The organism is Tabrizicola thermarum (assembly GCF_003574395.1).
Classification (GTDB): Bacteria; Pseudomonadota; Alphaproteobacteria; order Rhodobacterales; family Rhodobacteraceae; genus Tabrizicola; species Tabrizicola thermarum.
This window is the reverse complement of record NZ_QMJY01000071.1, coordinates 1-12898: the sequence shown is the minus strand read 5'-3', so window position 1 is coordinate 12898 and position 12898 is coordinate 1. Positions and strand designations below refer to the sequence as shown.

Sequence of the window (12898 nt, the reverse complement as noted above, 5' to 3'; positions counted from 1 at the left end):
GGCGCCCTGCCCCGGCGAACCGAGGCAGGGTTTCACCTGTCGCGGTCATCGGCGTCCCCGCCTGTACCGCCCGATCACTCTTGCAGGCCAAGGTTAACAAACCCTTTCATCTGTCCACAAATATCCTCGGGGGGTCCGGGGGGCGAAGCGCCCCCGGTCCGACATCTCACCCCCCGACCGCCCTCAGCAATTCGCGGCTGATGATGTGCCGCTGGATCTCGGACGTGCCCTCCCAGATCCGCTCCACGCGGGCATCGCGCCAGATCCGCTCCAGCGGCAATTCGTCCATCAGCCCCATCCCGCCATGGATCTGGATCGCTTCGTCCGCGACCATCGCCAGCACCTCGGTCGCCTTCAGCTTGGCCATCGCCATGTCGCCGTCCGTCACCGTGCCCTGGTCGTATTTCCAGGCCGCCTCGCGCGTCAGCAGTTCCGCCGCCTTCAACTCCATCGCCATGTCGGCCAGCTTGAAGGACACCCCCTGGAACTTGCCGATCTTCTGCCCGAACTGCCTGCGTTCCGCCGCATAGGCCACGGCAAGCGCCAGCGCCCGCTCGGCCCGCCCCAGACAGGTCGAGGCCACCTGCAACCGCGTCGCCCCCAGCCAGGAATTCGCCACCTCGAACCCCCTGTGCACTTCGCCCAGCACGTTGGCGGCGGGCACCCGGCAGTCGTCGAACTCCAGCACCGAATTCGTATAGCCCCGGTGGCTCACGTTCCGGTATCCCTCACGCACCGTGAACCCCGGGGTGCCCTTGTCCACGAAAAACGCCGTGATCAGCTTCTTCGGGCCGCGTGGAGTCTCTTCCTCTCCCGTCGCCATGAAGACGATGGCAAAGCCCGCAAGGTCGGCGTGGCTGATGAAATGCTTGGTCCCGTTCAGCACCCAGTCGCCGCCATCCTGTCGCGCGCTGGCCTTCATCCCCCGCAAGTCCGACCCCGCGCCGGGTTCGGTCATCGCCAGGCAATCCCAGGTCTCGCCGCGGATGCAGGGCATCAGATAGCGTTCGCGCTGGTCGGCATTCCCCGCCAGAAGGATGTTCGACGGCCGCGCCACGCAGGTCCAGTGCAGCGCATAATTCGCCCGGCCCAACTCTTTCTCGTAAAGCAGCCAGGACAGGGTATCCAGCCCCGCTCCCCCGACCTCTACCGGCATGTTGGCCGCGTAAAGCCCCGCCGCGATGGCCTTTGCCTGGATCTCGCGGATCAGCTCCAGCGGCAGGACCCCGGTCCGCTCCACCTGTTGCTCATGCGGGTAAAGCTCCGCCTCGACGAAGGCCCGCGTCGTCTCGACGATCATCCGCTGTTCTTCGGTCAGCCCGAAATCCATCGCCCTACTCCTTCTTCTGGCCGACCGCCCGGCCCGCGCCCTCCGGCATCGGCAGCCCGGCATGGGCGTCGGCGATAGCCTTCAGCTTCGCCCAGACCTCGGGCGCGGCCGGCACCGTCTTGCCCGCCTTCATGTCCACATGCAGGCACAACTGCTCCACCGTCGCCACGCAGGCCTCGCCCTTCAGGATCCGCACGAAAGACCGGAACCGCTTCTCGTCCGCGTTGATGATCTGCAACTCGCCGCGCAACTGATCCCCCAGCTTCGCCTCGCCCAGGTGGCGGATATGCGTCTCGGCCGAGTAGTACGAATGCCCCGCCGCCACATAATCCATCCCCGCGCCGATCATCCGCAGGAAGTTGTCCACCGTCTCCGAGTTGCAGAAGTAATAGCGGCTTTCCGTCATGTGGCCGTTGTAGTCGATCCAGCCCGGCAGGACCTGCCCCTGCCACATGACAAGAGGGGCCGCCTTCGCCCCTGTGTCCAGCCCCTTCGCCATCTCGGCATGGAAGGCCGCCGCGCGGCGTTCGTCGTGCTCGCGCAGCACCTTCCCCGCGCCCCAGTTGCGTTCCTTCAAGGCCCGCAGGAAGCCCACGAGGTTGCGGTCGCGGATCCGCTCAAGTTCACGGATGCCATACATCCCCGACTGCGCGTCGGACTGGCTGGCGACCAGGTCCACCAGCTCGTCGTTGAACTCGGGCACGTCCATCAGCCTGGTCCAGGGCCATTTCAGCGCCGGGCCGAACTGCGCCATGAAATGCCGCATCCCGGCCTCGCCGCCCGCAATGCGGTAGGTCTCGAACAGCCCCATCTGCCCCCAGCGCAGGCCAAATCCCATGCGGATCGCCTCGTCTATCTCCTCGGTCGTGGCGATGCCGTCCTTCAGCATCCACAAGGCCTCGCGCCAGACCGCCTCCAGGAACCGGTTGCCGATGAAGGCGTCGATCTCGTGCCGGATCACCAGCGGAAACATCCCGATGTCCTTCATGATCTGCACGGTCCTTTCCACCACCGCAGGCGGGTTGGCCGGGCTGCCGCTGATCTCGGACAGGGGCAGCAGATAGACCGGGTTGAACGGATGCGCGACGATGATGTTCTCCGGCGCAACCGCAGATTTCTGCAAATCACTGGCCTTGAACCCGCTTGTGGACGACCCGATCAGCACTCCGGGGTTCGATTGTTGCAACTGGGCATAGACCTTGTGCTTCAGCTCGATCCGCTCCGAAACGCTTTCCTGCACATAGTCCGCGCCCTCCACCGCCTCGCCGATGGTGCCGTGAAAGATCAGCTTCCCCTCCGCAGGCATCGGCACGTCGGACAGCGCCGGAAGTGCTGCCCTGGCATTCGCCAGCACCGCCGCAATCTTCCGCTCCGCCTCCGGGTCGGGGTCAAACACCCCCACATCCCAGCCGTTCAGCAGGAACCGCGCCGCCCAGCCGCCGCCGATCACTCCGCCCCCGATGATTGCCGCCTTCCGGTTCATGGCCGCGCCCCCGTTCCCTGTTTCTTTCCGTCATCCGACCCGCTGACGGACCCATCGTCCCGCTTGCGGTAGTTGCAGGCAAAGCGCCGGTCGACGATCGAGACCGGCCCCGTCCGACCGCCGTCCCTGCGACAGCGCGCAACTGCCTGGGGACTTTCGTCGATCACCCGCGCGAGGCAGATCTCCCGCCCCGCCGGTCCTTCCAGCGGGGCCGGACTGGTGCAATCGACCTCGCCCAGCGGCACACCCGCCGGCGTGTACCATTGCCCATCCGCGACGCAGGCCACGAAAAGCAGAAGGCAGGTCCCCGCCAAGATGGGCCGCGCCGCCGCGCCAAGCCGCCGCATCGGCCTACTTCGCCACCGGAGCCCGCTTCTCCAGCTTCAGCCGCGCCCGCACTTCGGCCGGGGTAATCACCCGCGCGCCCAGGTTCTCGACAATGGTCGCCGCGCGCTCCACCAGTTGCGCGTTGGTCGCCAGCACCCCCTTCTCCAGCCAGAGGTTGTCCTCCAGCCCGACCCGGACATTGCCGCCCGCAAGTGTCGCCGCCGCGACATAGGCCATCTCGTTGCGGCCCAGCCCGAAGGCGCTGAAATGCCAGCCCTGCGGCACGTTGTTCACCATCGCCATGAAGGTGTTCAGGTCATCCGGCGCGCCCCAGGGCACCCCCATGCACAGCTGCACCAGCACCGGCTCGGGGATCACGCCCTCGGACACCAGCTGCTTGGCCAGCCACAGATGCCCCGTGTCGAAGGCCTCGATCTCGATCCGCACCCCTGCCGCCGTCATCCGCCGCGCCATGTCGCGCAGCATCCCCGGAGTGTTCACCATCACATAATCGGCCTCGGCAAAATTCATCGTGCCGCAGTCCAGCGTGCAGATCTCCGGGCGGCATTCGACGATATGCGCCACCCGCTCCTCGGCCCCGCACATATCGGAAATCGCGGCCATCTCGGTCATCTTCTCGGTGCCGTCGAAATACATGTCGCCGCCCATGCCGGCGGTCAGGTTCAGCACCACATCAGTATCGCTGTCGCGGATGCGCTCCGTCACCTCGCGGTAATACTCCAGCTTGCGGCTGGGCTTGCCCGTCTCGGGGTCGCGCACATGGCAATGCACCACCGCCGCCCCTGCCTTCGCCGCCGCAATCGCGCTGTCGGCGATCTGCTTGGGGGACCGCGGCACATGCGGGCTGCGGTCCTGCGTTCCCCCCGCCCCCGTCACGGCGCAGGTGATGAAGACTTCCTTGTTCATGTTCAGCGGCATCGCAGACCTCCCCGGACTTTGATCGTCACAATAGCCGGCTTGCCAGCCCGAGCTTTGCACATTACGAAATTCCGATGACGGAAAGTGCCATCTTCCACCCCTCTGACGACCCGCTGACCATCGCGCTCCTCGTCCTGCCGCAGGCCTCGATCCTCGAGGTCGCCTCCGCCCTCGACCCCCTGCGCAACGCCAACCGCCAGCTTGGGTCAGAGGCCTACCGCTGGCGCGTCGTCTCCCCCGACGGCGCCCCCGTCCCCCTCACCTGCGGCATCGAGCTTCCGTCCTCCGGCCCCCTCGCCCACGCCAGCGGCGCCGACGCCCTCATCGTCATCGCAGGCTACCGCCTGGCCGAGGTCGCGACCCGCCCGCTGATCCGCGACCTCCGCCGCATCGCCCCGCGCTTTCAGCTTGTCGGAGGCATCGACGCCGCCCCCTGGGTCCTTGCCCGTGCGGGCCTCCTCGACGGCCACCGCGCCACCGTGCATTGGGAGGACCTGGAGGACCTCGCCGCCGCGCACCCCCATATCGACGTGGTCCCCGACCGCTTCGTGATCGACCGCAACCGCGTGACGATCTCGGGCGCCGCCCCCGCGCAGGACTTCATGCTGCACCTGATCCGCAGCCGCCACGGCGCCGCGCTGGCCCGCCAGGTCGCCGCCAGCTTCCTGGCCACCCACCGCCCGGGTCACGAGCCCCAGATCGCCCCGCAGGACCCCGCCCTCGACCCCCGCGTGGCCGCAGCCCTGTCAAGGATGGAGGCGCGGATCGACGCCCCCGAACCCGCCGCCGCCACCGCAAGGGCCGTCGGCCTCTCCCCCCGCCGCCTGGAGTCGCTCTTCCGCCAGGCGCTGAACACCACCCCCGCCGCCCACGCGCTCGACCTGCGCCTCCAGGCCGCGCGCCGGATGCTGACCGACACCCGTCACCCCATCGCCGAGGTCGCCCTCCGCACCGGCTTTTCCAGCCCCTCGACCCTGTCCCGGGCCTTCCGCGCCCGCTTCGGCCAGCCGCCCGGAAGCTTGCGGCGCTAAACCTCTTCGCGGTCCAGCGGAGCCCTCTCCTGCACCACTTTGCGCAAGGGGGCCATGACGACCAGCGTCAGCACGGTGACCAGGCTCAGGATCACCGCGATGTCCAGTTGCCCATAGCCCACCGCCGCGCCGATCGCTCCGGTGGCCCAAAGACTAGCCGCCGTTGCCGTTCCCTTGGCCCGGTCTCCCTGCTTCAGGATTGCGCCGCCACCAATGAAACCGATCCCGGTCATCAGCCCCTCGATGATCCGCGAGTGCTGCTCGGAACCCGCCCCTAATACCCCGATGGCGATCATCACGAAGCCGCAAGCCGCCATCGCCACCAGGGGAAAGGTCCGCACACCGGCGCTGCGCTCTTCTCGTTCGCGATTCCAGCCGATTGGCAGGGCCAGCAGATATGCCACAGCCAGCGCGACCAGATGACCCAGCGCCTGCTCGGAGTTCCAGGTCAGATACTGCTCCACATTCGGCTCCTATGCCGCGTCCAGAAGTCCCCGCCCCTTCAACAACGCCTCGACCCCCGGCATCCTGCCCCGGAACCTGATATACAGCGCCTCGGCCTCCTCGGACCCGCCGGCGGACAGGATGAACCGCTCCAGCCGGGCCGCCGTTGCCGGATCGAACGGATCGCCTGCCTCCTCGAAAGCCGCGAAAGCGTCGGCATCCATCACTTCCGACCACATATAGCTGTAATAGCCGCTGGAATAGCCGTCGCCACTGAACACATGCGCGAAATGCGGCGTGGCGTGCCGCATGCGGATCGCCCGGGGCATCCCCAGCGCCTCCAGCACCTCGGCCTGCTTCTGCATCGGATCCGCAGGGGGCGTGCCGGTATGGAACTCCAGGTCCACCAGCGCGCTTGCCACGAACTCCACCGTGGCAAAGCCCTGGTCATGGGTTCCCGCCGCCAGCAGCCGCCGCAACATGTCGGCAGGCATCGGCTCGCCGGTCTCATGGTGCCGCGCATGAGCCTCCAGCACCGAGGGCACCTCCAGCCAATGCTCGTACAACTGGCTCGGAAGCTCCACGAAATCCCGCGCAACGCTTGTCCCGCTGATGAACCCGTAAGTCACATCCGACAGCATCTGGTGCAGCGCATGGCCGAATTCGTGGAACAACGTCCGCGCATCGTCCCAGGACAGAAGACACGGCTCCCCCTTGGCGAAATTGCAGACGTTCACGACGATCGGCCGCTGCTCCCCGCCCAGCTTGCGCTGCGACCGCATCGCCGAACACCAGGCGCCCGACCGTTTCGACCCCCGGGCAAAGTAGTCGCCCAGAAAGACCGCCACATGCGCGCCGTTCCGAGTGACCTCCCACCCCCGCACGTCCGGGTGATAGAACGGCCCCGCGATCTCGCGGAACTCAAGCCCGAAAAGCCGCGTCGCGCAGTCGAACATCGCCCCCAGCATCGCGTCCAGCGACAGGTAGGGCTTCAGCGCCGCCTCATCCAGGTCATGCTCCGCCTTCCGCCGCTTCTCGCTGTAATAGCGCCAGTCCCAGGGCTCCAGCGGCCCGGGGAACCCGTCCGCCCTCAGCAGCGCCTCCAGCACGGCCGCATCCGCCAGCGCCTTGGCCCGCGCCGGCTCCCACACCCGCATCAAGAGATCGCGCACCGCCGCCGGCGTCTTCGCCATCTCCGGCTCCAGCTTGTAGGCGGCGAAATCGGGGTAGCCCAGCAGCGTTGCCCGCTCGTGCCGCAGCGCGAGTATCTCCGCAGCAATCGCCCGGTTGTCGGTCTGGCCCCCGTTGGCGCCCCGCGCGACCCAGGCCTCGTAGGCCCGCGCGCGCAGGTCCCGGTTGGGCGAGAATTGCAGGAAGGGCACGATCAGGCTGCGGTTCAGCGTGATGACCGGCCCCAGCCCCTTTTCCGCGCCCGCGGCCCTTGCGGCCTCCTGCACGAACCCCGGCAGCGCGGCCAGATCGGCCTGCGACAACTCCATGTGCCAGGACCTCTCGTCCGCCAGCAGGTTCTGCGAAAACTGCGTCCCCAGCACCGCCAGCCGCGCCTTCACGTCGGTCAGCCGCTCGGCCGCCGCCCCCTCCAGCGCCGCGCCGGACCGCACGAACATCTGCCGATAAAGCTCCAGCACGCGGGCCTGCTCCGGCGACAGCCCAAGGCCCTCGCGCCCCTGCCACAGGCCCTCGATCTTGGCCCAAAGCGCCTTGTTGTTGGTGACTTCGCTGGAAAACGCCGACATCTTCGGCGCCAGCTCCCGCATCAGGGCCTCGCGCGCAGAGGTCGAGTCGGCCCCGGCCAGATTGTAGAACACCCCCGCCACCCGGTCGAGATCGCCCTCCGCCAGTTCCAGCGCCTCGATCACCTCGGCAAAGGACGTCCCCGGCCCTTCGGCAATCGCCAGGATCGCCGCCCGCGCCCGGGCAAGCGCTTCGTCGAAGGCCGGCCCGAAGTCCTCGTCCCGGATCGCCGCAAAGGGCGGCAGACCGAATGGCGTATCCCAGGTCTCAAGCAGGACGTTCATCGCAGATCTCCTTTGCCCCGAAGCTAGGCGCGCCTCCGACAAAGGTCCAGCCTTGCCCTTTCCCCGAATACTCTCGGGGGGTTCGGGGGGCGAAGCGCCCCCGACGACCGAGGAGGAGGCGAAGCCCGACGACGAGACAAGGGACTTGCGGCGCATGCCGCTCCGCTCAACTGCCGTCCCGCCCGCGCTGACGCATCCGATGCTCGAACCGCCGCAACAGAAGCGACAGGCCGATCGTCATGACCAGATAAAGGAAGGCCGCCACGTTGTAGGTCTCGAAATAGCGGAAGTTCCCCGCCGCTGTAACCTTGGCCAGCTGCGCCACGTCCGAGATTCCCAGCACCGCCACCAGGCTCGAATCTTTCACCATTGCCACAAAATCATTGCCCAACGGCGGCAGGATCAACCGAAAGGCTTGCGGAAATCGAACATGGCGGAACCGCTGCCAGCCGCTCAGCCCCAGGGCCTGCGCCGCCTCGATCTGGCCCTTGTCCACCGCTTGCAGCCCGGCGCGGAAGATCTCGGCCAGAAAGGCCGAATAGGCCAGCATCAGCGCCAGCACGGCCCGCCACAACAGGGGCACATCCCGGGTCCGCAGCACGTCCTCGCCGACCAGCGCATTGACCCCCGCCACCACGCCCGGCACCAGCACGAAGGCGACGTAAAGCAGCAGCACGATGATCGGCACTCCGCGCATCACCTCGATGTAAAGCCGTGCGATCTGCCGCAGGACGACATGCTTCGACATCCCCATCACCGCCAGCCCCAGCCCGATGGCGCAGGCGCCCAGATAGGCGACCACCGCCACCGCCAGCGTGACCACCAGCCCCTTGGACAGCACCGCCAGCGCCCCGGCATAGAACGGGTCGGCCAGCATCTTGTACAAAAGCCAAAGGCCGGCGACCGCAAGGATCACCAGCCACCAGGGAAAGTCACGGTCAGGTTCGGCGTTGGGGGTCATCCGGTCGCCCCCGGGTCGCCCCGGGGGCCGCCTTTCACTCGCCCATCTTGTACTCGACGAACCACTTCTGGTTCAGGCCGTCCAGCGTCCCGTCCGCCTTCATCGAGGCAATCGCCGCGTTGATCGGCGCCACCAGGTCCGACCCTTTCGGGAAGATGAAGCCGAAATCCTCGGACGCCAGCGGCTCGCCGATGATCTTCAGCCCCCCGTTCGACGCCGCCACATATCCATTCGCCGCCGTCGAATCCGACAGCGTCAGGTCCACGTCGCCCGCCTTCAGCGCCTCGAGCCCCGCGCCGAAGGTCTCGAACTTGATGATCCGGGGATTCTCCTCGTTGCCGTCCAGGATGTCATAGACCGCCGCATAGAAGGGCGAGGTCCCGGGCTGCGCCGAAACCAGCAGTTCCGGGTTCGCCGCGAAGGACGCCGCATCGGTGAACCGCTCCTCGTCACCCCGCACGATCATCAGCATCTCCGACCGCATGTAGGGGTCGCTGAAATCCACCTTCTCCTTGCGCTCGTCCTTGATGGTGATCCCGGTCATGCCGATGTCGTACTGGCCCTCCGACACCGCCGGAATCATCGCGTCCCACGAGGTGTTCTCGTATTTCACCTTGATGTTCAGCCGCTTGGCGATCTCGGCCATCGCGTCGTATTCCCAGCCCACCGCCGCGCCCGACTTGTCCAGGAACTGCAGCGGCGGATAGGCGTTCTCGGTCACCACCACGACCTCGCGGCCCCCGAGGTCCGGCAGATCCTGGGCCAGGGCAGGCAGGGTCAGGGCAGCAAGGCCAAGCAGGGCAGCAGCAGTCAGTTTCATCGGTCAGTCTCCGGGGCTCATGGGTCAGGGAACGACTATGCCATTGTCCCAAGCCGATGCAAGCGCCGCCGCATCTGTGCGCCAGCGCACTTGCCGCCGCCACCCCGGCAGAATTGCGCGATGGCCGCCGATCGCCCATCCTTGACACACCCGACGATGGAGCCCGTCATGCCCCGGATGCCCACCTTTTTCATCAGCCACGGCGGCGGCCCCTGGCCCTGGATGCCCGACTGGCGCGCGATGTTCCACAGGCTCGAAGCCAGCTTCGTCCAGATGGTCAAGGACCTGCCCGAACGCCCCGAGGCCATCCTGATGATCTCGGGCCACTGGGAGGACGACAGCTTCGCCGTCATGTCCTCGCCGAACCCGCCCATGGTCTACGATTACAGCGGCTTCCCGCCCGAGACCTTCCAGATCCAGTACAAGGCCCCCGGTGCCCCCTCCCTCGCGCGACGCGCCGCCGATCTGATCGCCGCCGCCGGCCTTCCCGTGCGGCTCGACCCGGAACGGGGCTATGACCACGGCACCTTCGTTCCTGCCTACATCATGTATCCCAGGGCGGACGTGCCCCTGTTCCAGGTCTCGCTGCGCAAGGGCTATTCTCCGCACGACCACTTCGCCCTTGGCCGGGCTTTGGCGCCCTTGCGCGACGAAGGCGTGCTGATCATCGGCTCCGGCCTGTCCTACCACAACCTGCGCCTTTTCGGCCCCGGCGCGAAGGTCCCCTCCGAAGCCTTCGACGCCTGGCTGGCCGAGACGATGGCCGCATCCCCGCAGGATCGCACGAACCGCCTGATCCACTGGGAACAGGCCCCCTACGCGCGGGTCTGCCACCGAAAGGAAGACCATTTCGTCCCGCTCTTCGTCGCTCTCGGTGCCGCCGAGGACGAACCCGCGCAAAGGGTCTACCATGACACCGGCCTCTTCGGCGGGGTGACGGCGTCCAGCTACCGGATCGGCTGACCGCAAGTCATGGCCCGCCTCCCGTTCCCGGTTGCCCGGGCGTCCGCCGAAGGCCGGGCTTAACCTCAATGGAAATCCCTTGAGCAAGCGCAGATCGCGCCGCGCCCGGTAGATCCTGTCACCCTCGTCGGAAACCGGGCGAAGTGCCTTGAGAACGTCCGTGACGCCCTCCGGATCGCGAATACCCTATCCGGACATCAGGCAATGCGCCCTGTGATGGGAAATCCGGTTGCTGTTCTGCAGGGGCGGTCCTCTCCTTGCCGCCAGCGTGGGACCGCCGCCTCGGCCGTCAGGTCCCGTCAGCGGCCCCATCGGCCCCGCGCCCCCGATCCTCCCTTGCTCTTTTCGGCAAATACTCCACGGGGAGCGCGAGGGGTGTGAAACCCCTCGCTCCAACGCCTCCGGCAGGAAACCCCGCATCCGAACAGCACTGGCATGGGGCGATCCGCCCAACCCCCTTCCCAAGCCACAGGATCCGGTCCACCCTGCCCGGAAAAGGAGCCCCGGATGGACCCCGCGACCCTTGCCGCCACTGCCCTCTGCCACCTCATCCGCAGCCGCCAGCTTTCCGCAGAAGAGGCGACGAAAGCCACCCTCGCCCGCATCGACCGGCTGAACCCCGGCCTCAATGCCATCGTCCAGCGGATGGACGATGAGGCCCTGGCCGAGGCCCGCGCCATCGACGCCAGGCTTGCCCGTGGCGAAGATCCCGGCCCCCTCGCCGGGATCCCTGTCACCGTGAAGGTCAACATCGACCAGGCAGGCCAGGCCACCACCAACGGCCTGCGCATCCAGTCCGGCCTCATCGCCACACAGGACAGCCCGCCCGTCGCCAATCTCCGCCGCGCCGGGGCCGTTATCGTCGGCCGCACCAACACCCCCGCCTTCTCCTTGCGCTGGTTCACCCGCAACTCGCTGCACGGAGCCACGAAGAACCCCGCCTTCCCCGCCCTCACCCCCGGCGGCTCCTCCGGTGGCGCCGCCGCTGCCGTTGCCGCAGGCCTCGGCCCTCTCGCCCACGGCACCGACATCGCAGGCTCCATCCGCTATCCCGCCTACGCCTGCGGCATCCACGGCCTGCGCCCCGGCCTGGGGACCGTCCCGGCCTTCAACGCCACCGCCGGCGACCGGCTGATCGGCGGGCAACTGATGGCCACCTCCGGCCCGCTCGCACGCTCTGCCGCCGACCTGCGCCTCGGCCTGCGGGCCCTCGCGCAGCCCGACCCGCGCGATCCCTGGCACACGCGCTACACCCCCGCGCCCTACCCCAGACGCGCCGCCCTCGCCCTTTGCCCCGACGGCCTGCCGACTGACCCCGCGATCCAGACCGCTCTCACCGAAGCCGCCAACACCCTTCAGGCCCAAGGCTGGGAGATCGGCACCCCCACCCTGCCCCCCTTCCGCGAGGCGATGGAGCTGCAACTCACCCTCTGGCTCTCCGAATTCGGCTTGGGCGGGGCAGAGGCCATCGCCCGCGAAGCCGACCCCGACGCCAGCTTCGTCCACCGCGAACTGACCAAACTCGCCCCCGCGCCCACGCTGGAAAGCTTCATGCGCGCGCTCCAGTCCCGCGCCCGCCTCGCCCGCCTCTGGCGCGGCTTCTTCGCCGACTGGCCGGTCCTTCTGACCCCGGTCTCGGGGCGACTCCCCTTCCCCGACCACCACGACACCTCCAGCCCCGAAGCCTTCGCCCAGGTGATCGAGGCGCAGATGCCCCAGATCGCGCCCCCGTTCATGGGCCTCCCCGGCCTTGCCGTGACCACGGGCCGCACGGCCACCCACCCCCTCGGCATCCAGGCCCTCGCCGACCGCGGCCGCGAGGACATCCTCCTTGACCTGGCCGACCTCCTCGCCCCCGAAATCCCGGCTGTATCGTAGGGTGCGCTACAGCGCACCATGACCGATCCACACTCGACCTGGACTGCCTGTCGAACGCCTGCCCCCTGCCGTCTTTCATGGCCCGAAGCCGAAGCATCAGCCGCGCCACCGGACGTGCCGCGATCCCAAGCCCGGGGAGGATCGGTCCCGACAGGATACGGATTGCCGACAGCACCGATCCGCCAGATGCCCGATCGGAAACGCGACCGACATCCGACAGCGCCCCGGAACGGGACCTGACCTCTTGCCGCAGCGTGCCGATCCGGTCGAGAACACCGCCCCCGATTCCGTGATGTCGCGGGCCCTGCCGCAAAGACCCTGCGCAAGACAGGGGTCGAACCGGATCAAGGTCGGCAGCGCCCCCGGACGAACCACTTGCAGCGCCATTCAGGACCTCGGAACCCGATCCAGCGCACGCAGGCCCGCAAGCCAATCTCACGCCTCGCGCTTTCCCTTCTCCGAATATCGCCGCCAGAGGCAACCGCCCTCCGCACCGGGCGGGGCGGCGGACCTCATCCGCGTCACCGCCCTCCCAGGCACCTCCCCTCCCCCTCCGTGGGGAGGGGCCGGGGGTGGGGGGCCGCTCCCAGAAACCCTAACACAACTTCACCTCTAGAATGGAGCGCAACAGCTGAGGTTGGGATGGGGTTTGGGATGGATCGGCGGGGGTTGCATCTGGATGG

At 67.9% G+C, this 12898-nt stretch carries 11 protein-coding genes; 3 read left to right on the top strand and 8 right to left on the bottom strand.

Annotated features, from left to right (window positions below; genetic code table 11):
• Positions 1–166: 166 nt before the first annotated feature.
• From D5084_RS10080 to bcoG, 4 genes are read right to left on the bottom strand one after another with little or no spacing between them, the layout of a single operon-like run.
• The gene (locus D5084_RS10080) at positions 167–1330 is read right to left on the bottom strand and encodes an acyl-CoA dehydrogenase family protein (RefSeq protein WP_128515361.1); all 1164 of its coding nucleotides are present in this window, start codon (positions 1328–1330) and stop codon (positions 167–169) included.
• Between the two features lie 4 nt (positions 1331–1334).
• Complete coding sequence (locus tag D5084_RS10075; RefSeq protein WP_128515360.1) at positions 1335–2813, bottom strand: carnitine 3-dehydrogenase; 1479 nt, start codon at positions 2811–2813, stop codon at positions 1335–1337.
• The gene (locus D5084_RS10070) at positions 2810–3160 is read right to left on the bottom strand and encodes a hypothetical protein (protein WP_128515359.1); all 351 of its coding nucleotides are present in this window, start codon (positions 3158–3160) and stop codon (positions 2810–2812) included. The genes D5084_RS10075 and D5084_RS10070 overlap by 4 nt, the downstream gene beginning before the upstream one ends.
• Positions 3161–3164: 4 nt before the next feature.
• The gene (gene bcoG, locus D5084_RS10065; protein ID WP_128515358.1) at positions 3165–4079 is read right to left on the bottom strand and encodes a 3-dehydrocarnitine:acetyl-CoA trimethylamine transferase BcoG; all 915 of its coding nucleotides are present in this window, start codon (positions 4077–4079) and stop codon (positions 3165–3167) included.
• Positions 4080–4153: 74 nt separating this feature from the next.
• On the opposite strand from bcoG, the gene D5084_RS10060 reads away from it, so the two are divergent.
• Entirely contained in the window at positions 4154–5110 is a 957-nt protein-coding gene (locus D5084_RS10060; protein WP_128515357.1) for a GlxA family transcriptional regulator, read from the top strand.
• Here the strand turns inward: D5084_RS10060 and D5084_RS10055 are convergent.
• From D5084_RS10055 to D5084_RS10040, 4 genes are all read right to left on the bottom strand, one after another.
• A complete protein-coding gene (locus D5084_RS10055) occupies positions 5107–5574 on the bottom strand; it encodes an MgtC/SapB family protein (protein ID WP_238382600.1) in 468 nt (155 codons plus the stop codon). The genes D5084_RS10060 and D5084_RS10055 overlap by 4 nt on opposite strands.
• A 9-nt stretch (positions 5575–5583) precedes the next feature.
• Positions 5584–7593 carry a M3 family metallopeptidase gene (locus D5084_RS10050; protein WP_128515356.1) on the bottom strand — a complete coding sequence of 670 codons (2010 nt, stop codon included), beginning with the start codon at positions 7591–7593 and terminating at the stop codon, positions 5584–5586.
• A gap of 166 nt (positions 7594–7759) precedes the next feature.
• The gene (locus tag D5084_RS10045; protein WP_128515355.1) at positions 7760–8554 is read right to left on the bottom strand and encodes an amino acid ABC transporter permease; all 795 of its coding nucleotides are present in this window, start codon (positions 8552–8554) and stop codon (positions 7760–7762) included.
• A gap of 34 nt (positions 8555–8588) precedes the next feature.
• A complete protein-coding gene (locus D5084_RS10040) occupies positions 8589–9374 on the bottom strand; it encodes a transporter substrate-binding domain-containing protein (RefSeq protein ID WP_128515354.1) in 786 nt (261 codons plus the stop codon).
• 177 nt (positions 9375–9551) lie between these two features.
• Here D5084_RS10040 and D5084_RS10035 point away from each other — a divergent pair, with 177 nt between their 5' ends.
• Both D5084_RS10035 and D5084_RS10030 read left to right on the top strand, forming a co-directional pair.
• Positions 9552–10337: a DODA-type extradiol aromatic ring-opening family dioxygenase gene (locus D5084_RS10035; protein WP_238382599.1), complete on the top strand. Its 786-nt coding sequence runs from the start codon at positions 9552–9554 to the stop codon at positions 10335–10337.
• Positions 10338–10844: 507 nt separating this feature from the next.
• Positions 10845–12215: an amidase gene (locus D5084_RS10030; protein WP_128515352.1), complete on the top strand. Its 1371-nt coding sequence runs from the start codon at positions 10845–10847 to the stop codon at positions 12213–12215.
• Positions 12216–12898: the final 683 nt, after the last annotated feature.